This is a genomic window from Ruegeria sp. YKSD163 (genome assembly GCF_059612905.1).
On the sequence record NZ_JBXWRM010000005.1, the window covers coordinates 130,038 to 149,686 of the forward strand.

A 19,649-nucleotide genomic window follows, 5' to 3' on the forward strand; every position below is an offset into this window, starting at 1 on the left:
AGCGTGTTACGCCCGTGGAGGCGATTGTGTATTGATCCACCGCTTCCTACCTTGGGGGCGCCACCGCAACAGGCAAAAGGAGCCGGAGAGCCATGTTTGAAAATCTGTCCGAACGCCTCTCTGGCGTCTTCGACCGCCTGACCAAGCAGGGCGCGCTGAGCGAAGAAGACGTCAAGACCGCCCTGCGCGAGGTGCGCGTCGCACTGCTCGAGGCCGACGTCTCGCTGCCGGTGGCGCGTGACTTCGTCAAGGCGGTGCAGGACAAGGCGACCGGTCAGGCGGTGACCAAATCGGTCACGCCGGGCCAGCAGGTGGTCAAGATCGTGCATGACGCGCTGGTCGACGTGCTGCGCGGCGAAGAAGACCCCGGCAAGCTGAAGATCGACAACCCGCCGGCACCGATCCTGATGGTCGGCCTTCAGGGTGGCGGCAAGACCACCACCACGGCCAAGCTGGCCAAGCGCCTGAAAGAGCGCGAGGGCAAGAAGGTGCTGATGGCCTCGCTCGACGTCTATCGCCCGGCGGCGATGGATCAGCTGGCGGTGCTGGGCGCGCAGATCGGCGTCGATACCCTGCCGATCGTGCCGGGCCAGAAACCCGTGGATATCGCCAAGCGCGCCAAGCAGCAGGCGATGATGGGCGGCTATGACGTCTACATGCTCGACACCGCCGGTCGCCTGCATATCGACCAGGTGCTGATGCAAGAGGTCGAGGATGTCCGCAACGTCGTCACCCCGCGCGAAACCCTGCTGGTGGTCGATGGCCTGACCGGCCAGGTCGCCGTCGAGGTGGCCGAGGAGTTTGACGCCAAGATCGGCATCTCGGGCGTGGTGCTGACCCGGATGGACGGCGACGGGCGCGGCGGCGCTGCTCTGTCCATGCGCGCGGTGACCGGCAAGCCGATCCGCTTTGTCGGTCTGGGCGAGAAGATGGACGCGCTCGAAACCTTCGAGCCCGAGCGTATCGCCGGCCGCATCCTGGGCATGGGCGATATCGTTGCCCTGGTCGAAAAGGCCCAGGACACCATCGAGATGGAACAGGCCGAGCGCATGATGAAGCGCATGGCCAAGGGCCAGTTCAACATGAACGACCTCAAGATGCAGCTGGAACAGATGATCCAGATGGGCGGCATGCAGGGCATGATGGGCATGCTGCCGGGCATGGGCAAGATGGCCAAGCAGATGGACGCCGCCGGTCTCGACGACCGGGTCCTGAAACAGCAGATCGCGCTGATCCAGTCGATGACCAAGCGCGAGCGTGCCAACCCCGCCCTGCTCCAGGCCAGCCGCAAGAAGCGGATCGCCGCCGGTGCCGGGATGGAGGTCAGCGACCTCAACAAGCTTCTGAAGATGCACCGCCAGATGGCGGACATGATGAAGAAGATGGGCAAGATGGGTAAGGGCGGCATGCTGAAACAGGCCATGAAGGGCATGTTCGGCAAGGCTGGCACGCCCGCCGACATGGCCGAGATGGCCAAGGGCATGGACCCCAAGGCGCTGGAGGCAGCGGCCAAGGCGATGGGCGGCAAGGGCGGTCTGCCCGGCGGCCTGCCCGGTCTGGGCGGCATGGGCCTGCCTCCGGGTCTGAGCGGGCTGGGAAAGAAGAAGTAACGTGACCCCGATCCCCACCATATCGACCGAACGGCTGACGCTGCGCGCGCCGGAGCAACGGGATTTCCCGGGCTTCGCGGCCTTCTTCGCGTCAGATCGGTCGAAATTCGTGGGCGGGCCGGTCCCTGCGGAACAAAGCTGGCGCATGCTGGCGGTCGAGCTGGGCCATTGGCAGCTGCGCGGCTATGGCCGCTGGGCGGTCGAAGAGACAGCGACTGGCCGCTTTGCCGGCATCATAGGGCTGTGGTGCCCCGAGGGCTGGCCCGAGCCGGAAATCGGCTGGGACCTGATGGACGGGTTCGAGGGCAAGGGATACGCGACCGAAGCCGCCCGCGCCGCCCGCGACTATGCCTATGACGTGCTGGGCTGGCAGACCGCGATCAGCCTGGTCGCGCCCGGCAATGATCGCTCGCGCCGCGTCGCCCAGCGTCTGGGCGCCACCCAGGACGGGCTGTTCACCCATGAACGGTTCGGCATGCTGGAGATCTGGCGCCACCCGGCCCCGTCCGAACTGTCGGATGGCGGCATGGAGGCTTATGCATGATCGACCTGCAGATCCCGACCCTGAGCACCCAACGCCTGATCCTGCGCGCACCCGAGGCACGCGATTTCGATGGCGTGGCCACCTTCTTTGCCAATGGTGATCGCAGCTGGGGCTTTGGCGGCCCGCTCAGCCGCAACGAGGCCTGGCGCTGGTTCGCCTCGATGATCGGCCATTGGGTGCTGCATGGCTATGGCTTCTGGATGGCCGAGACCCGCGAGGGAGAGCCGGTCGGCTTTGTCGGCATCTGGTCGCCCGAGGGTTGGCCGGAACCGGAACTGGGCTGGGTCGTCTACCAAGGCGCCGAGGGCAAAGGATATGCCCGCGAGGCTGCCGAGGAAATCCGCCGCTACGCCTATGCTGTACTGGGCTTTGAAACGCTCAGCTCGAACATCTTTCCGGGCAATGCCCGCTCGGTTGCGCTGGCCGAACGCATGGGTGCGCGTTTCGAGCGCAGCTATGACAATGTCACGCACGGCACCGAACATGTCTATCGCCATCCCGGCCCCGACGATCTGGCAGGGGGTGTGGCATGAGCATCCCCACCCTGCACACCGACCGCCTGACCCTGCGCGCACCAAAGCTTGAGGATTTCGAGCATTGGGCCGCCTTCTTTGCCTCGCCCCGCGCGGCGCATGAACGCGGCATGATGGACCGCGCCGCCGCCTGGCGCGTCTGGGCCTCGGATGTCGGCGTCTGGACCCTGCGCGGCTATGGCCCCTTTGGCGTCGAACTGCGCGACAGCGGCGCATATGTGGGCGAGGTGGGTATCTACGAACCCGACGGCTATCCGGGCCCGGAACTGGGCTGGTTCGTGACGCCTGCGGCCGAGGGCAAGGGATACGCCGCCGAGGCCGCTCGCGCCGTCATGATCTGGGCGCGGCGCAATTTCGGCTGGAACCGGCTTACCAACATCATCGACCCGGCCAACCAGCGTTCCATCGCGCTGGGCCTGCGGCTGGGCGGGGTGATCGACCCCGACGGCATCGGCGAAGACCCGGGCGATGTGGTGATTGCACACGATCTGCGGGGGTTGGCATGACCCATACCATCCCCGTCATCGAAACCCGACGCCTGATCCTGCGCGGCCCCGAGCCCGAGGATTACCCGGATTTCAAATCGACCTTCACCAGCTATCGCGCCCGGTTCATGGGCGGGCCGCTGAACCCCTATGAGGCGTGGATGCTTTACGCCGCCGAGATCGGCCATTGGCAGATCCGCGGCTATGGCATGTGGATGATCCACGACAAGGTGACGGACGAGACCTATGGCATGGCGGGCGGCTGGAAACCTGCGAAATGGCCCGAGGCCGAGATCGCCTGGGTGATCTGGCCCGATGCCGCCGGCAAGGGCTATGCGCTCGAGGCGACCCATGCGGCGCGCAAACATTTCTACCGCAATCTCGGCTGGGAAACCGCCGTCAGCTATATCGACCCCAAGAACCTCGACTCGATCCGCCTGGCCGAGCGGCTGGGGGCCAAGAAGGACCCCGAGGCACCGACCATCGACGGCAACGACGCGGTCTATCGTCACCCCTCGCCCGCCAAGCTGGAGGGCACCCAGCTGGCACATGGGATCGACATGGAAATCGCGCATTACGCCGACCCGCTGTTCAAACCGAAAGGATGGGCCATTGACTGACACCATGCCTGATCCCGTGGCGCGCGCCGCCGAACTGCTGAAAGGCCACCGCGCCAGCATCGACCGGCTGGACGCGATCCTTGTCTACACGCTGGGCGAGCGGTTCAAACACACCCAGGCCGTGGGCAAGCTAAAGGCCGAGCACGACCTTCCCCCGTCCGATCCGGTGCGCGAGGCACAACAGATCGAGCGACTCGAAGACCTGGCGAAAGAGGCCGATCTGGACCCTGATTTCGCCAAGGCTTTCCTGAATTTCATCATTCAGGAAGTCATCCGACACCACAGGAAACACCAGGAGTGATCCTGTGGATCAACACGTATCAGCAATAACCGGCAGACAGCCGGTCACCACCAAAACACGCCGCTGGCGTGACGCCATCAAAGGAGAAACACAATGGCAATGAAAATCCGTCTGGCCCGTGGCGGCTCGAAAAAGCGTCCCTTCTACCGCATCGTGGCCGCAGACAGCCGCATGCCGCGCGACGGCCGCTTCATCGAGAAGCTGGGCACCTACAACCCGCTGCTGCCCAAAGACAGCGAAGAGCGCGTGAAAATGGATGTCGAGCGCGTGCAGTACTGGCTGAGCCAGGGCGCCCAGACCACCGATCGCGTCGCCCGCATGCTCGAAGCTGCTGGCGTCGTCGGCAAGACCGAGCGCTCGAACCCCAACAAGGCCGTGCCGGGCAAGAAAGCCAAGGAACGCGCCGAGGAGAAGGCGGCAAAGGCCGCTGCAGCAGCCGAAGCGGCAGCCGAAGAGTAAGCAGGACGCGCGTGCGGGATCAGAGCTTTTCCGACGATTTCCGCACGCAGTTCGACCTGCTGATGCGGCTCCGGCGCGATGTACGCCGGTTCTGCACCGATCCGGTGGACGAGGCAGTGCTGACGCGCTGCCTCGACACCTTTCGCCTGGCCCCCTCGGTGGGGCTGAGCGAACCCTGGCGCGTGATCCGCGTCGAAAGCAAGGCCGCCCGCGCGGCGGCGCTAGAGAATTACCAAACCGCGAACGCCGAAGCCCTCAAGGGTTATTCCGGCGATCGGGCGCAGCAGTACAGCCAGCTGAAACTGTCAGGCATGCAAGAGGCGCCGGTGCAACTGGCGGTGTTCTGCGATGATACGACGGTCAAGGGGCACGGGCTGGGCGCGGGCACCATGCCGGAAATGCGGCGCTACTCGGTCGTGTCGGCCATCACCCTGTTCTGGCTGGCGCTCAGGGCCGAGGGGCTGGGGCTGGGCTGGGTGTCGATCCTCGACCCCGACCGCCTTTGCCGCGACCTGCGCACGCCCGAGGACTGGCGGCTGATCGGATATTTCTGCATCGGTTGGCCACAAGCGGTCTCCGACAGTCCCGAACTGGAAACCGCAGGCTGGGAAGAGCGCGACCGCAGTCTGACGGTCGAGACACGGTAGCGCCATGCTCCGCCCCGTCCGGCTGTTTTTCTTTGTCACGGTCGCCTTTGTCGGCGGAGTGGTATACGAACGCAATGCCCACCGCGACCGCTGTCTGGATGCCGGCGGGCGGGTCGAGATGGATTTATGCGAGGGATGGCGGAGATGAGCGATCTGATTTGCGTCGGTTCGGTTGCGGGCTCTTTCGGAGTGCGCGGCGAAGTGCGGCTGAAAAGCTTTTGCGCGGTTCCCGAGGATATCGAACTCTACTCGCCGCTGACCGACGAGAGCGGTACGGCGCGCTATCCCATCGTGCTGACCCGCGCGATCAAAAACGGGTTTGCAGCCCATCTGGGCGGGGTCGAGACCAAGGAAGAGGCCGACGCGCTCAAGGGCCTGCGCCTCTATACCCAACGTGACCGTCTACCTTCGCTGCCTGACGACGAATTCTATCACACCGACTTGATCGGGTTGGAGGTGTTCGACACCGGAGGCACGCTTCTGGGCAAGGTGATCTCGGTGCAGAACCACGGCGCTTCGGATCTGCTGGAGGTGGGCGGTGCCGGGCTGAAATCGCCGGTCCTGCTGCCCTTTACCCAGGCCGTCGTCCCGACCGTGGACCTCGACCAGCGCCGCATCGTCGCCGACCCGCCCGAAGGACTGCTCTGACTGCGGTTGGGGCTGCCCCTAATTCGCGATGTCTGCGCAGGGCCTTTGAGCGCAGCAGCGAATGACGGCATTGAGCCGATTTCGTTGAAAAAGTCACTGATTTCGATGCGTCTGTTTGGGGTATCGGTTTGATTTCGTTCAGATGTCTAAGTCGTAGCCGCTGCTTCAACCTTCGGCGGGCACCATTGGCTTGAGTTTTGCCAGCTTCCGGAGGTTTTGGGCGGTAGCTGCGAGGGTAAATTCGTCTTGGACGCCGCATGGCCCGCGTAATCGGAGCCGTCCCAGGCCGAGGATGCGTTTGAGGTGGGCGAAGAGCATCTCGACCTTCTTGCGTCGCGCCTGGGCTTTGGGATTGAACTCCGATGCTGTGCATTGGCGGGCAAAGTCTCTGACGAGCTCATATTTATCGCGATGGACTGAACGCGTTTCAGCGTTGGGGCAGCACTTTGCTTTCAACTCGCATTCTGTGCAGTCTGATTTCAGGGCGCGATAGTTTCTGGATTTCCAAACTGGCGCATTCCGTTTGGGATCAGAATATGTCCGCCATGTATGCCGCATCTCTTTGCCGCCCGGGCAGATGTAGCGGTCGTTCTCATCATCCCATGTGAAGTCGGACCGCGAGAAGGTTCCGTCGGTCCGTTCGCCTTTGTCAAAGACGGGAATGAAAGGGAGGATCTGGCGCTTCAGAGCCAGCCAGACCAGACTGTCGGACGATCCGTAGGCGGTGTCGGCGGCGATCCAATCCGGCTTCATGCCAAAGCGCCCTTCGGTCCGATCGAGCATCTTGCGCATGGCACCGACCTCGGCGGTCTTGTTCGACCGGCTGGCGTCCACATCGACAATAATCCCGTGATCGGTATCGATCAGATAGTTATCGGAATAGGCAAAGAATGCAGGCCCTTTGCGCGCCGCAGTCCATTGGCTGGCGGGGTCCGCATGCGCCGTGAACTTGGGTTTGGCCGTGGTTGCCGCCCCAAAGGCTTCGTCGTCCAACGTGTCGAGATACTCACGTACCGCGCGCGGAGCTTCTGCGGGATCTATCTCGCGAGCCGCCCAGTCCTCTGGGTTACTGGAGTTCTGTTTCTGGACATCGGCGCTGATCAAACTGGCGTCGACTGCAAAGCCCTGGCCACCGACCAAGCCTTCTTCCATACAACGCGCCACGGTTGCCTCGAACACATGGCGCAGCAGATCGCTTTCGCGGAAGCGCCCATGACGGTTCTTGGAAAAGCTGGAGTGATCCGGGATGCGATCCGTCAGATCGAGGCGGCAAAACCACCGATAGGCGAGGTTCAGATGCACCTCCTCGCAAAGCCGCCGCTCAGATCGAATGCCGAAGCAATATCCGATCAAAAGCATCCGGATCAGCAGCTCTGGGTCGGTGGAGGGCCGACCAGTGTGGCTATAGAAATCCGCCAAATGCGCGCGAACGCTGGTCAGATCAACAAACCGGTCAATCGACCGCACCAGGTGATTATGAGGTACATGCTCTTCGAGCGAGAACTCGTAGAACAAGGCTGCCTGCGCCTCTTGCCTCGGTCCCATCATCCCCAATCCTCCCGTTACTTGAGAGAATTGAATCAGCCGCTTGGCCACCGATCAAGGAAGAGTTTTTCAACAAAATCAGCCCAAATTCACCGATGCTGCGGACCGCTCGAATGGCCGGTTTCCTTCGTAAACATTTGGCCTAAGCCGTGAATCAAGGGGTTTTCCATCGCGGAAATGGCCGATATTCGTGACGCCGAACAAGGAACCTTACAGACGCAATGCGTCTCAGTTTGCTAGATTGCAGAAGTCAAAGGGCGTTTGAAACTGATGAGCCTTTTCCAGATGGTCGCATGGCAGACAGCTTGGTTACTTCGTCGCAGAAATCGGCAATTTTGGAATTTGACATGAACCCTCTTGGACTTTTGGTCATTGCGGCGACAGCACTCTTCCCCGCATATCAACTCTTTTCGCTGCCGAATGTGACCGACAAGGTTGCACTCTTTTCTCAGTATCTTGGTCTTGCTGCGTTGATCCTGATGGCTTGGGGGCAAATCCTGTCTACCCGGTTGCGAGGGATCGAAACCGTCTTTGGTGGATTGGACCGCGTTTATGTCTTGCACAAATGGGCAGGCATCATCGCCATGATCGCGCTTTTGCTGCATGATACGATTGATGCGGACATGAACGACCTAGGCCGCGAAACTGCGCTCAACGAATTGGCAGAGACCTTGGGCGAAATCAGTCTTTATGGCTTGTTGATCCTCGTGGTCGTGTCGGTTGCGACATTCATCCCATATCACCTCTGGAAATGGACGCACAAAGCCATGGGGGCGATGTTCGCCGCAGGGGTGTTCCATTTCTTTTTCATCATGAAGCCCTTTGCCATGAGCGACCCGTCAGGGCTCTATCCCGGGTTTTTCTGTGTGGCTGGGCTTGCGGCTTACATCTGGATGCTTCTGCCTGAAACGATGCGCCCGAGCTACGGCTACAAGATCACAGACATTCAAGACACGGGTGACGCCATGGCCATCACATTGTCACCTTCAGGGAAACCATTGCGTCCCAAACCGGGGCAGTTCGGTGTGTTGCGATTCACTGGCGCCGGCTTGGCTGAGCCCCATCCCTTCAGCTTTTCGAAAATTGATGAAAACGGCTCTTTGCGGGTAACGATCAAGGCCCTTGGCGATTTTACCTATAGCCTCAAAAACGCGGTTCAGATTGGCCAGGATGTTCGGGTCCAAGGGCCTTTTGGCAGATTTCGACACCATGGCAAAACGCCAGAGATTTGGGTTGCCGGGGGCATCGGCATTACCCCGTTTCTGGCTTGGGCACATGCGCTTGAAGAAACCGCCGAGCATGTCGATCTCTTTTACTGCGTGAAGTCCCGTGACCAAGCGCCACATCTTTCGGAGTTGGAGGCCCTTGCTAATGCGAAATCCAACCTTGATCTGCACTTGATCGCCTCGAATGAAGGCAAGAGACTATCGGCCACGATGATTTCCCAAAGCATTTCGGGGGATCTGTCAAAGATGCATGTTTCATTCTGCGGTCCGGTTTCGCTGCGCGAATCGCTCAGGAAAGGTTTGGCGCAGCGTGGCGTCAATGCTCGAAATTTTCACTACGAAGAGTTCGAATTCCGGACGGGCGTTGGGTTGAAAACGCTTGCAGCCTGGATCCTGAACCGAAGGGAGACTTCGGCACTGAAAGGCTCGTTACAAGATCAGGCGGCGATTGAGCCTTGAGCTCCATAGCGGCGCTTCGTCCCGCAAAGCAGCCTCCCAAGTTCCGAGGCGCAACCAACCGAGCCCGGCGCGCGCCCTCAGTGCTTGATCACCAACCCTTGTCCGGTGGGGATCTCCAGCACCGTGTGTGCCCGCGCGGCCATGAAGGCGTTTTCAGCGTGGCGTTGCGCAGCGTAGCCGGTCCAGCCGTAATCGTCGAACACGATCATCCCGCCTGGCACCACCTTGTCGAACAGCGCCTCCAGCGCAGCAATTTCCGAGGCCGCCGAATTCATGTCGATATGCAACAGCGCAATCCGCTCGGGACAGGCCTGCGCGAAACTGTCGGGCACCATGCCCTGCACGATCCGCGTGTTGGGCACCTTGGCAAAGCGCTGCTGCACAACCTTCAGGATCGCATCCGGGTCGTTGACTGTGTCCTTTTCGTAGACCTGGTTCGAGCGGTTTTCGGAGTTCATCGCCTCGGGGATGCCCTGATACGTATCATAGAGATAGAGCGTCTTGTCCGATCTGGCGAAATCCAGATAGTCGGTCAGGAAGGCGAAACAGAACCCTTTCCACACCCCACATTCCACGAAATCGCCGGGCAGGTGCATCACGTTCTGCGCCGCCCAGAGCAGCGTGTGCAGCCGCCAGGCGATGGAAAGTTCCTGCTGGGTCTGAGCGTTACGGCGCAGGGTCTCGACGAATTTCTTGTCCTCGCGGAACCCGCCCGCCCGTTGCAGCCCGATCAGGTTGTCCGAGGCATAGACCGCGCCGAACAGTTCCTGCAACGTCTTGAGCGCCTCGCGGAAGCGGTTGGCGTTTTCACCCTGAAGCTTTCCATAGAACAAGACCGGTCGTCCTCCCTGCTGGCCGCAAAGCTATTAGCACAGTTGACCTGCGGGCCTGTCAATCATCCTTGGCCGCCTGATGCCGCTGCCACAAGTCGGGGCGCCGGGCGCGGGTGATCTCTTCGCTCTTTTCACGGCGCCATTCCGCGACCTTGCCGTGATGACCCGACATCAGAACCTCGGGGATGGGGCGGCCCATCCATTCAGCCGGGCGGGTGTATTGCGGATGCTCCAGAAGGCCCGAGGAAAAGCTCTCCTCCTCGGTCGAGGCCTGGTTGCCCAGTACGCCCGGCAGCAACCGCACGGTGGCGTCGATCAGGGCCTGGGCCGCAATCTCGCCACCGGTCATCACGAAGTCGCCCAGCGAGACCTCCTGAATGCCGTAATGCTCCAGCACCCGCTCGTCGACGCCCTCGAAGCGGCCACAGATCAGCGTGACCCCGTCACAGCGCGCCAGCGACTGCATAAGCGCCTGATCCATCGGGCGGCCGCGCGGCGACAGGTAGATCAGCGGCCAGTTGCCGCTGGCGCCTTGCATCGCCCGTTCGATCGCGGGGGCCAGCACATCGGCGCGCAACACCATGCCGGCGCCGCCGCCGGCCGGGGTGTCATCGACATTGCGATGTTTGCCGATGCCGAACTGGCGCAGTTCGATGGTCTCCAGCTGCCAAAGCCCCTCTTGCAGGGCGCGGCCCGTCAGGCTTTCGCCCAGAACACCGGGAAAGGCCTGCGGAAACAGGGTGATCACCCGCGCCTTCCACACACCGTGCAGATCTGGCGTGTCGGTGATCAACTCGCGGGGTTGCAGCGTCGGGCGGATAGCCTTGCGGCCATGGGAACGGGTGGGTGCGTTGCTCATGGCCGCTGTCATAGGGCAAGGCGCAGGTCGAGGGAAGCGGCCGCGCGCGCCTAGCCGATCTGCCCGGCCTTCCAGCGTAGCCAGATATCAGGGGCACTGCGGAACACGTTGATATCCACCTTGCCCTCGATCCCCGGTATCAGTCCGGTGCCGGTATATTGCCAAAAGGTCCAGTAAGCGCCGGGATAGACCTGGCGCGGATGGCCCGCGACCGAGCGCAACCAGAACTCGGCATCGCGCAACTGTCCGATGCCGGTGTCGCGATAGAAATCCACCGTCGTATAGATGATGGGCCGGCGCCCGTAATGCGCTTCGAGAATGTCAAGGAACTTGCGTGCCTCGGCCCGCACCTTGGCTCCGTCGGGGCGCAGCGGACAAGTGCGCGAGCGGTGGGTCCATTCCATGTCCAGAACATGCGGCAGGTCAGCGCCGCGCGGCACATGTCGGATGAACCAGCGAGCCTGTTCCTCCGCCGGGCGGCAAAAGTAGTAATAATGATAGGCACCCCAGGGCACCCCTGCCGCCTGCGCCCCGCGGCGGTGCTCTGCAAATTTCGGATCGGCGACATCGCCACCCTCGGTCGCCTTGATAAAGGCAAAGTTTACACCTGCCGCGCGGGCGGTCGTCCAGTCGATATTGCCCTGCCAACGCGATATGTCGATCCCGTGAATCGGATAGCTGTGCGGCGCGCGCCCGTCCCAGGGATGCGGATCGGCATCACCGAATTTCGGATAGGTGACCAGTTGCGCCAGTTCGACCCGCATCGGATCGGGGGCTGCGACCGGCTCGGGTTCGGGCGCACGGCGACCACAGGCAGCCATCAGGGACAGAAGGACGGAGAGGAGGAGCAGGGATCGCATAATGACTCGCTATGAAACCGTGATTTGAAATCAGTACTGCACCAGAAATTGGCGCGGCGTCGGCCAAAAGCAACCACCCGCCCCGGGATAAGCGAAAATCGGCGGGACCTTTGCGGACCTGCCTTAAAAAGTCGCTCCGGGACCCGCAAAGCTCTTGATCCCGGCCCCGGTTGCGCCTAAACGAGGCCGGTCTGGAATCGCCGCTGGCGGCTCCGGAAGTTTGGCCTGTTTGCACATTCCGTCCGGTTTCTTCGACCGGTTCACCGAGGCGGCAGACCGAACCAAAGAAACGGACGATCCGATCTCGGGCGGGCGCTGCGGCGGACCCGGTCGAAGGCCACGAGCTCTCGGGACGCACATATCTTCGTGGGTAGAACCACGGGCAAACCAGGAGAAAAGCGATGGATCTTATCGCACAGCTCGAGGCGGAACAGATTGCCGCCCTGGGGAAAGACATCCCCGATTTCAAACCCGGCGACACCATTCGCGTCGGTTACAAGGTGACCGAAGGCACCCGTTCGCGCGTGCAGAACTATGAAGGCGTCTGCATCAGCCGCAAGAACGGCAGCGGCATCGCCGGTTCGTTCACCGTTCGCAAGATTTCGTTCGGCGAAGGCGTGGAACGTGTGTTCCCGCTCTATTCGACCAACATCGACAGCATCACCGTTGTCCGCCGTGGCCGCGTGCGTCGTGCGAAACTCTACTATCTGCGTTCGCGCCGTGGCAAATCGGCCCGTATCGCCGAAGTCACCAACTACAAACCCAAGGCTGACGCCGAAGCGTAAGGAGCGGAAAGATGAAAAACGACATCCATCCCGATTACCACCTGATCGACGTCAAGCTGACCGACGGCACCGTCATCCAGATGAAATCCACCTGGGGCAAGGAAGGCGATACCCTGTCGCTGGAAATCGACCCCTCGTCGCACCCGGCCTGGACCGGCGGCTCGTCCCGCCTGATGGACACCGGCGGCCGCGTGTCGAAGTTCAAGAAGAAATACGAAGGCCTGGGTTTCTGAACCCACTGACTTTGTTCGTCTTCAAGGGTCGCCCGGACGGGCGGCCCTTTTTCTTTGCCGCAACCGGCTCGGGCGGCAGAAACCAACCGGAGGCGAGGTACAGAACCCTGTCTGCGCTTCCCTTCGCCCGGCACACAACATATAGTGTGCCCCAATACCGGGCCAGCAAAGGTTCGGAGATCAGGGGACGCAGGCAATGGCGCATATCATCGTCGTCGGCAACGAAAAGGGCGGCGCGGGCAAATCCACCGTATCCATGCATGTGGCCAGCGCGTTGGCGCGGCTGGGCTACAAGGTCAACACGCTGGACCTCGACCTGCGCCAGCGCAGCCTGGGCCGCTATTTCGAGAACCGCGCGGCCTTCAACAAGGCCTCGGGTCTGGACCTGCCCTCGCCCCGCAACCACGACCTGCCCGAGATCGATCCGGCTTCGTTGAAGCCGGGCGAGAACGTGTTCGACCATCGCCTGTCCGCTGCGGTGGCACGGCTCGAGGCAGACAGCGATTTCATCCTGATCGACTGCCCCGGCTCGCATACAAGGCTGAGCCAGGTGGCGCATTCGCTGGCCGACACGCTGGTCACCCCTTTGAACGACAGTTTCGTCGATTTCGACCTGCTGGCGCGGATCGATTCCAGCGGCGAAAAGATCCTTGGCCCCTCGGTCTATTCCGAGATGGTCTGGAACGCGCGGCAATTGCGGGCGCAGGCCGGGCTGAAACCCATAGACTGGGTCGTGGTGCGCAACCGCGTCGGCACCCAGCGCATGGTCAACAAGGAAAAGATGGAACGCGCCATCGAGATGCTGGCCAGCCGCATCGGGTTCCGCATCGCTCCCGGTTTCTCGGAACGCGTGATCTTTCGCGAGTTGTTCCCGCGCGGGCTGACGCTCCTTGACCTCAAGGACGTTGGGGTCAAGCAGCTCAACATCTCGAACATCGCCGCCCGGCAAGAGCTGCGCGACATGATGAAAGCGCTGCAACTGCCCGGCGTCGAGATCGATTTCTGATCAGGCGGGCGCTTCGTAGATTGTATAGAGTTCCTGTGGCTCGGACACGCCGCGCAGCATGTACCTGCCCAGGCTGACCAGATCATGCGCCGTATGGCCCGCGATCTCGGCCACCGGTTCGGACAGGATGATGTTGCGCCCGACCGACCGGTGCAGGCCGGACAGGCGCACCGTCAGGTTGACCGCCGGACCGATCACGGTGAAATCCAGCCGGTTCTCGGCGCCGATATTGCCATAGAGGATCTCGCCCGCATGCAGGGCCAGCGTGACCCCGGTCGTGGTCTCGCCCTGGGCCTTGCGCTCGGCATTCTTGCGATCCATGCAACGGCGCATCTGCACCACTGCGTCCAGCCCTGCCGCCGCCGATTGTTCGGGCGTCTCAAGGTTGAACATGGCAAGGATCCCATCGCCCAGGAATTTCAGGATATTGCCACCATGCTCCTGGATGATCGCAACCGCCATGCCGAAATAGTCGTTCAGCATCGCGATCAGCTCGGGCCCCGGTGTGCGTTCGGTCAGTGCGGTGAAGTCCTTGAGGTCAAAGTAACACAGCACCGCGTCGATCTGCTGGAGCGATCCGCGCTGGATCTCTCCCGACAGCACCCGCCGCCCCGCGTCGCGCCCCAGATAGACCTGAAGCAGATCGCCCGCCATCTGCCGGTTGGCCGCCGATTTCAGCGCCAGCGCCAGTTGCGGCAGCGCCTCGCGCACCAGCCGCAGATCGGTGTCCGAGAACCCGTCCGGCCCGTTGCTTGTCCACGAGATCAGCACGCCTTCGGGCGTGTTCGATGGGTCGATCCGCTCGAAATGCGCGCGCTTTTCCAAGATCACGCCAGCGGCGAAATAATCGGTCGCCCCACGCTCGCGCAATTCGTTGAGCAGCGGAAAGCGGCTGTCGACATTGCTGTCCAGCAGACGTTCCCGATACTCCTGCTCGCCGCTGTCGAGCAGGTGATAGAGCGGACTGCGTATCCAGGCCGCGTTTGGGGTCTCGGTATAGCCGTATTCCTCGCTGGATACCCCCTGTTCACGGAACCAGTTGAATCCGAGCCCGCCATATTTCGGGTGAAACGCGCTCTGCGCCACATGCAGGCGATAGAGCGGCACGCCAAGTTCCACCAGCCGCTCGCAATAGCCATGCAGCAATTCGTCCTGGCGCGCACCTTCAAGGCCGCGTTGCAGCAGCCACGAGATCAGCTGTGCCGAAGAGGCATCCGCCTCTGCGTGAAATTGCCCTGCCGCATCCATATGTCTCTCCAGCCCCGTGGCACCTACGCCTGTCACGGGATCTATCTATGCGGTCACACCCCCGGTTTCGAGGGTCACTCCATCGCCGCCAAACGCCGCAGCATGACCCGCAACAGTGCCACCTCGCCCTTGGTGAACTTGGCCGCCATCCGTGCGTCATACTGCTCGGCAATACCGCGCAACTCGCGGTAGACTGCCTCTCCCGCCGGGGTCAATGCCAAACGCTCGGACCGGCGGTCGCGTTCATCACGAGTGCGTGTAAGATAACGCCGTTGCCCCAGCTTGGCGACCGCGCGGCTGACCTTTGTCTTGTGGATCAGCGCCAGATCGCCAATCTGCTTGGCCGTCATCTCGCCGGAATTTCCCAGGTGAAACAGCACCCGCCACTCTGTCCGAAGCATGCCAAAGCGATTCTTATAGACCTGCTGAAACTCCAAAGAACTCTGCTCGGCCGCCTGATTCAGCAGGAATGGCAGGAAACTTCGCAACTCAAAGTCATCATTTTCGGGTAAATTGGTCTCTGTCATGCTTGTTAGTTACAAAATCAACTATTATTCCGCAAGCAGATTACCGGAGACACGCGACATGAACCGACCGACAGACCCCCATCTGCTGACGCAGGCCGCGACGCCCGCCGGCACGACCGAAGGTTACATGCCGGGCTGGGGCAACGATTTCGAGACCGAGGCGCTGCCCGGCGCCCTGCCCCAGGGCATGAACAGCCCGCAGAAATGCAACTATGGCCTTTATGGCGAACAGCTGAGCGGCACCGCCTTTACCGCGACCCGCCCCGAGCGGACCTGGTGTTATCGCATCCGGCCCTCGGTCAAGCACTCGCACCGCTATGAAAAGATCGATCTGCCCTATTGGAAGTCGGCCCCCTGCATCGACCCCGATGTGATCAGCTTGGGCCAGTACCGATGGGATCCGGTGGCACATTCGGGCGCGGGGCTGACCTGGCTGACCGGTATGCGCACCATGACCACCGCCGGGGATGTGAACACCCAGGTTGGAATGGCCAGCCATATCTATCTGGTCACCGAGTCGATGGTGGATGACTATTTCTTCTCCGCCGACAGCGAGCTGCTGGTGGTGCCGCAAGAGGGCCGGCTGCGCTTTGCGACCGAGCTGGGCATCATCGACGTCGAACCCAAGGAAATCGCCATCCTGCCGCGCGGCCTGGTCTACCGGGTCGAGGTGCTGGAAGGCCCCTGCCGTGGTTTTGTCTGCGAAAACTATGGCCAGAAGTTCGAGCTGCCTGGTCGTGGCCCGATCGGCGCCAATTGCATGGCCAACCCGCGCGATTTCAAATCGCCGGTAGCAGCGTTCGAGGATCGCGAGGCGCCCTCGACCGTAACCGTGAAATGGTGCGGTCAGTTCCACACCACCAAGATCGGCCATAGCCCGCTGGACGTGGTGGCCTGGCACGGCAACTATGCCCCGGTCAAATACGACCTGCGCAATTATTGCCCTGTGGGCGCGATCCTGTTCGACCATCCCGATCCGTCGATCTTCACCGTGCTGACCGCGCCTTCGGGCGTGCCGGGCACCGCCAATATCGACTTTGTCCTGTTCCGCGAGCGCTGGATGGTGATGGAAGACACCTTCCGCCCGCCCTGGTATCACAAGAACATCATGTCCGAGCTGATGGGCAACATCTATGGCCAGTATGACGCCAAGCCGCAGGGCTTTGTCCCCGGCGGGATGAGCCTGCACAACATGATGCTGCCGCACGGGCCGGACAAGGAAGCGTTCGAGAAGGCGTCGAACGCCAATCTCGGCCCCGACAAGCTGGACCAGACCATGTCCTTCATGTTCGAAACCCGTTTCCCGCAACACCTGACCGAGTTCGCCGCCAAGGAGGCGCCGCTGCAGGACGATTACATCGACTGCTGGACCTCGCTGGAGAAGAAGTTCGACGGCACCCCTGGCAAGAAATAGGCTGCGGCTGAGGGGGCCCAGATTTTTCGACGAAAAATCTCGGCCCCGCCCGTGACATCCGTTTGGAGACAACATGCCCCTTTTGAAATCCTGGGTGACTTCGGCCAATAGCGCCAATCACCCGTTCCCGCTGAACAACCTGCCCTATGGCGTCTTCTCGACCGGCGAGGATGAACCCCGCTGCGGCGTGGCCATCGGTGACATGATCCTCGACATGGCCGCGGCCGAGGCCGAGGGCCTCGTCGCGCTGACCGACTATCCGCTGTTCGACGTGCCCTATTGGAACGACCTGATGGAGGAAGGCCCCGCCGTCTGGGCCGCCCTGCGCGAACGGCTGACCGCGCTCCTGTCCAAAGGCTCGAAAGAGCAGGAGGCTGTCGAACCGCTGCTGGTGCCGATGGCCGAGGCCACGCTGTACATGCCGCTGGTGGTCAGCGAGTACACCGATTTCTACGCCGGTCGTCAGCATGCCCAGAACATGGGCGCGATCCTGCGCGGTTCGCCCGATCTGCCGGCCAACTGGCTGCATATTCCGATCGGGTACAATGGCCGCGCCTCCTCGGTCGTGGTGTCGGGCACGCCGATCCATCGCCCCAATGGCCAGACCAAGGCCCCCGATGCCGAAATGCCGTCCTTTGGCCCCTCCAAACGGCTCGATATCGAGCTGGAGATGGGCGCCATCGTCGGCACCGGGTCCGAGTTCGGCCAGCCGATCACGGTGGACGAGGCCGATGCGATGATCTTTGGCTATGTGCTGCTGAACGACTGGTCGGCGCGCGATATCCAGGGCTGGGAATATCAGCCGCTGGGGCCGTTCCAAGGCAAGGCATTCGGCACCTCGATCAGCCCTTGGATCGTGACGGCCGCCGCGCTGGAGCCCTTCCGCGCCCCCACGCCGCCGCGTGAGAAAGAGCTGTTGCCCTATCTCAAGGGCAGTAAGGACGGGCTTTATGACATCGAGCTTGAGGTTCTGATGCAGCCGGAAGGTGCCGACCGCGCCTCGGTCATCGCCAAGACCAACTATAGCCGCATGTATTATTCGGCGGCCGAGCAGCTGTGCCATCACGCCATTGGCGGCTGCGCGATGAATGCGGGCGATCTGTTGGGGTCGGGGACCATCTCGGGGCCGGAACGCGGTGAATTCGGCTCGCTGATGGAACTCAGTTGGGCCGGGCGCGAACCTTTCACGCTGGAAACCGGCGAAAGCCGCGGCTTCATCGAAGATGGCGACACGCTGACCCTGCGTGGCAATGCGCGCGGCGACGGCTATACCATCGGCTTTGGCGATTGCGTGGGCCAGATCCTGCCCGCCAAGGCCTGGGGCTGAGCTACACATGACCCTGTCTCTTGACCATATCCAGATCGCGATCCCCGCCGGGGGCGAGGACGCGGCGCGCGCCTTTTGGTGCGCGGGTCTGGGTCTGGCCAAGATCGCCAAGCCCGGCGCGCTGAAGGCGCGCGGCGGGCTGTGGCTGGCGCTGAACGGTGCCGAACTGCACCTGGGGGTCGAGCCCGATTTCACCCCCGCGCGCAAGGCCCATCCGGGCTTTGCCGTCATTGACATAGACACCGTCGCCGCGCGGATCGAGGCCCTGGGCCAGAGCCCGCGCTGGGACGACACAATCAAGAACCGCCGCCGGTTCTTTGCCGAAGACCCCTTTGGCAACCGGCTGGAATTCCTGGAAAGGGACTGACACATGGCCAAGGCATTCGCGTCGCAAGGCGACATGAGCGAGAAGAAGATCAGCTTTACCGAGGTGGGCGAGGGGCTTTATGCCTTTACCGCCGAGGGCGACCCCAATTCCGGCGTCATCATCGGCGATGACAGCGTCATGGTGGTCGAGGCGCAGGCCACGCCGCGCCTGGCGCAAAAGGTGATCGACTGTATCCGCGAGGTCACCGACAAGCCGATTTCCCATGTGGTGCTGACCCATTACCACGCCGTACGCGTGCTGGGCGCCAGCGCATTCGGCGCCGGTCAGGTGATCATGTCCGACACTGCCCGCTCGATGGTGGTGGAACGCGGGCAAGAGGATTGGGACAGCGAGTTCCAGCGCTTTCCGCGCCTGTTCGAAGGGCATGAGAGCATTCCGGGCCTGACCTGGCCCACCACCACATTCTCCGACAGCATGACCGTCTACCTCGGCAACCGCCGGGTCGATATCATGCATCTGGGCCGCGCCCATACAGCGGGTGACGCGGTCATCCATGTACCGGATCAGAACGTGATGTTCACCGGCGACATCGTCGAATATCACTCGGCCTGCTATTGCGGCGACGGGCATTTCAACGACTGGGGCGACACACTGGACAATATCGCCTGGTTCGATGTGGACGCCATCGCGCCGGGGCGTGGAGATGCGCTGGTGGGCAAGGAGATGGTGAATGCCGCCATCGAGAACACCCGTGATTTTGTACAAAGCACCTATCGCCCTGCGGCTCGTGTGGCCGCACGCGGCGGCTCGCTGAAAGAGGCCTGGGACGCGGTGCGCGCCGAATGCGACCCCAAGTTTGCCGATTACGCGATCTACGAGCATTGCCTGCCGTTCAACGTGGCCCGCGCCTATGACGAGGCGCGCGGCATCGACACGCCGCGCATCTGGACCGCGCAGCGTGACCTGGAGATGTGGGAGGCCCTGCAAGGCTGACCCAAAAGGGGGGCCCGCCCGTGCGGATGAGCCCCCGGCCCGAACGACATTGATCCAGATCGTGTCGCGCCGGGTGAACTGATGAGACGATGTGACAAGACCTCTGGCGGGTGCCCGGCAGAGGACGGGAGACTTGCGCCCTCGGCCGACCGGGTGCGC

The 19,649-nt window shown here is 62.3% G+C and carries 23 protein-coding genes; 17 read left to right on the forward strand and 6 right to left on the reverse strand.

Annotation, left to right across the window (positions count from 1 at the left end; genetic code table 11):
• The first annotated feature begins 92 nt into the window (after nucleotides 1–92).
• From ffh to rimM, 9 genes are all read left to right on the forward strand, one after another.
• Nucleotides 93–1,610, forward strand: coding sequence for a signal recognition particle protein (ffh, locus tag AC2FNA_RS09055; protein ID WP_496825805.1), 1,518 nt, complete (start codon nucleotides 93–95; stop codon nucleotides 1,608–1,610).
• 1 nt (nucleotide 1,611) lies between these two features.
• Nucleotides 1,612–2,154, forward strand: coding sequence for a GNAT family N-acetyltransferase (locus AC2FNA_RS09060; RefSeq protein WP_496825807.1), 543 nt, complete (start codon nucleotides 1,612–1,614; stop codon nucleotides 2,152–2,154).
• Nucleotides 2,151–2,687 carry a GNAT family N-acetyltransferase gene (locus tag AC2FNA_RS09065; RefSeq protein WP_496825809.1) on the forward strand — a complete coding sequence of 179 codons (537 nt, stop codon included), beginning with the start codon at nucleotides 2,151–2,153 and terminating at the stop codon, nucleotides 2,685–2,687. The genes AC2FNA_RS09060 and AC2FNA_RS09065 overlap by 4 nt, the downstream gene beginning before the upstream one ends.
• Entirely contained in the window at nucleotides 2,684–3,193 is a 510-nt protein-coding gene (locus tag AC2FNA_RS09070; protein ID WP_496825811.1) for a GNAT family N-acetyltransferase, read from the forward strand. The genes AC2FNA_RS09065 and AC2FNA_RS09070 overlap by 4 nt, the downstream gene beginning before the upstream one ends.
• Nucleotides 3,190–3,792 carry a GNAT family N-acetyltransferase gene (locus AC2FNA_RS09075; protein WP_496825813.1) on the forward strand — a complete coding sequence of 201 codons (603 nt, stop codon included), beginning with the start codon at nucleotides 3,190–3,192 and terminating at the stop codon, nucleotides 3,790–3,792. Before AC2FNA_RS09070 ends, AC2FNA_RS09075 begins: the two co-directional genes overlap by 4 nt.
• A gap of 4 nt (nucleotides 3,793–3,796) precedes the next feature.
• Nucleotides 3,797–4,093: a chorismate mutase gene (locus AC2FNA_RS09080; RefSeq protein ID WP_011048942.1), complete on the forward strand. Its 297-nt coding sequence runs from the start codon at nucleotides 3,797–3,799 to the stop codon at nucleotides 4,091–4,093.
• Nucleotides 4,094–4,186: 93 nt separating this feature from the next.
• Nucleotides 4,187–4,552: a 30S ribosomal protein S16 gene (rpsP, locus tag AC2FNA_RS09085; RefSeq protein ID WP_234139885.1), complete on the forward strand. Its 366-nt coding sequence runs from the start codon at nucleotides 4,187–4,189 to the stop codon at nucleotides 4,550–4,552.
• An 11-nt stretch (nucleotides 4,553–4,563) separates the two neighbouring features.
• Nucleotides 4,564–5,199 (forward strand): 5,6-dimethylbenzimidazole synthase, encoded by a 636-nt coding sequence (bluB, locus tag AC2FNA_RS09090; protein ID WP_496825815.1) that lies wholly within the window; start codon nucleotides 4,564–4,566, stop codon nucleotides 5,197–5,199.
• 144 nt (nucleotides 5,200–5,343) lie between these two features.
• Nucleotides 5,344–5,847: a ribosome maturation factor RimM gene (gene rimM / locus AC2FNA_RS09095; RefSeq protein WP_496825817.1), complete on the forward strand. Its 504-nt coding sequence runs from the start codon at nucleotides 5,344–5,346 to the stop codon at nucleotides 5,845–5,847.
• Nucleotides 5,848–6,012: 165 nt separating this feature from the next.
• Here the strand turns inward: rimM and AC2FNA_RS09100 are convergent, their stop codons facing one another.
• On the reverse strand, nucleotides 6,013–7,395 hold the full coding sequence (locus AC2FNA_RS09100) for an IS1182 family transposase (RefSeq protein ID WP_496825991.1): 1,383 nt from the start codon (nucleotides 7,393–7,395) through the stop codon (nucleotides 6,013–6,015).
• A 290-nt stretch (nucleotides 7,396–7,685) separates the two neighbouring features.
• Between AC2FNA_RS09100 and AC2FNA_RS09105 the strand changes: the two genes are divergently transcribed.
• A complete protein-coding gene (locus AC2FNA_RS09105) occupies nucleotides 7,686–9,077 on the forward strand; it encodes a ferredoxin reductase family protein (protein ID WP_496825819.1) in 1,392 nt (463 codons plus the stop codon).
• Between the two features lie 77 nt (nucleotides 9,078–9,154).
• Here the strand turns inward: AC2FNA_RS09105 and AC2FNA_RS09110 are convergent, their stop codons facing one another.
• Genes AC2FNA_RS09110 through AC2FNA_RS09120 form a run of 3 tightly spaced genes read right to left on the reverse strand, consistent with a single transcriptional unit; the run spans nucleotide 9,155 to nucleotide 11,629 of the window.
• Nucleotides 9,155–9,910: a TylF/MycF/NovP-related O-methyltransferase gene (locus AC2FNA_RS09110; protein WP_496825820.1), complete on the reverse strand. Its 756-nt coding sequence runs from the start codon at nucleotides 9,908–9,910 to the stop codon at nucleotides 9,155–9,157.
• Between the two features lie 58 nt (nucleotides 9,911–9,968).
• Complete coding sequence (trmD, locus tag AC2FNA_RS09115; RefSeq protein WP_496825822.1) at nucleotides 9,969–10,769, reverse strand: tRNA (guanosine(37)-N1)-methyltransferase TrmD; 801 nt, start codon at nucleotides 10,767–10,769, stop codon at nucleotides 9,969–9,971.
• A gap of 50 nt (nucleotides 10,770–10,819) precedes the next feature.
• Nucleotides 10,820–11,629, reverse strand: a complete 810-nt coding sequence (locus AC2FNA_RS09120) for a glycoside hydrolase family 25 protein (RefSeq protein WP_496825824.1) — start codon at nucleotides 11,627–11,629, stop codon at nucleotides 10,820–10,822.
• A 401-nt stretch (nucleotides 11,630–12,030) separates the two neighbouring features.
• On the opposite strand from AC2FNA_RS09120, the gene rplS reads away from it, so the two are divergent.
• The 3 genes from rplS to AC2FNA_RS09135 all read left to right on the forward strand — a co-directional run bounded on the left by rplS (nucleotide 12,031) and on the right by AC2FNA_RS09135 (nucleotide 13,653).
• Nucleotides 12,031–12,414, forward strand: coding sequence for a 50S ribosomal protein L19 (gene rplS / locus AC2FNA_RS09125; RefSeq protein WP_234139892.1), 384 nt, complete (start codon nucleotides 12,031–12,033; stop codon nucleotides 12,412–12,414).
• A gap of 11 nt (nucleotides 12,415–12,425) precedes the next feature.
• On the forward strand, nucleotides 12,426–12,647 hold the full coding sequence (gene rpmE / locus AC2FNA_RS09130; protein WP_234139893.1) for a 50S ribosomal protein L31: 222 nt from the start codon (nucleotides 12,426–12,428) through the stop codon (nucleotides 12,645–12,647).
• 196 nt (nucleotides 12,648–12,843) lie between these two features.
• Nucleotides 12,844–13,653 carry a division plane positioning ATPase MipZ gene (locus tag AC2FNA_RS09135; protein ID WP_234137538.1) on the forward strand — a complete coding sequence of 270 codons (810 nt, stop codon included), beginning with the start codon at nucleotides 12,844–12,846 and terminating at the stop codon, nucleotides 13,651–13,653.
• Here AC2FNA_RS09135 and AC2FNA_RS09140 read toward each other — a convergent pair whose 3' ends face one another.
• Complete coding sequence (locus AC2FNA_RS09140) at nucleotides 13,654–14,901, reverse strand: adenylate/guanylate cyclase domain-containing protein (protein ID WP_496825993.1); 1,248 nt, start codon at nucleotides 14,899–14,901, stop codon at nucleotides 13,654–13,656.
• 74 nt (nucleotides 14,902–14,975) lie between these two features.
• Complete coding sequence (locus tag AC2FNA_RS09145) at nucleotides 14,976–15,428, reverse strand: MarR family winged helix-turn-helix transcriptional regulator (protein WP_496825827.1); 453 nt, start codon at nucleotides 15,426–15,428, stop codon at nucleotides 14,976–14,978.
• A gap of 58 nt (nucleotides 15,429–15,486) precedes the next feature.
• Between AC2FNA_RS09145 and hmgA the strand changes: the two genes are divergently transcribed.
• The 4 genes from hmgA (at nucleotide 15,487) to AC2FNA_RS09165 (ending at nucleotide 19,490) form a co-directional block, all read left to right on the forward strand.
• Nucleotides 15,487–16,842: a homogentisate 1,2-dioxygenase gene (gene hmgA, locus AC2FNA_RS09150; RefSeq protein WP_496825829.1), complete on the forward strand. Its 1,356-nt coding sequence runs from the start codon at nucleotides 15,487–15,489 to the stop codon at nucleotides 16,840–16,842.
• Between the two features lie 73 nt (nucleotides 16,843–16,915).
• Complete coding sequence (fahA, locus tag AC2FNA_RS09155; RefSeq protein WP_496825831.1) at nucleotides 16,916–18,169, forward strand: fumarylacetoacetase; 1,254 nt, start codon at nucleotides 16,916–16,918, stop codon at nucleotides 18,167–18,169.
• Nucleotides 18,170–18,176: 7 nt separating this feature from the next.
• The gene (locus AC2FNA_RS09160; protein WP_496825833.1) at nucleotides 18,177–18,536 is read left to right on the forward strand and encodes a VOC family protein; all 360 of its coding nucleotides are present in this window, start codon (nucleotides 18,177–18,179) and stop codon (nucleotides 18,534–18,536) included.
• A gap of 3 nt (nucleotides 18,537–18,539) precedes the next feature.
• Nucleotides 18,540–19,490, forward strand: a complete 951-nt coding sequence (locus AC2FNA_RS09165; protein WP_234220650.1) for an MBL fold metallo-hydrolase — start codon at nucleotides 18,540–18,542, stop codon at nucleotides 19,488–19,490.
• Nucleotides 19,491–19,649 lie beyond the last annotated feature (159 nt).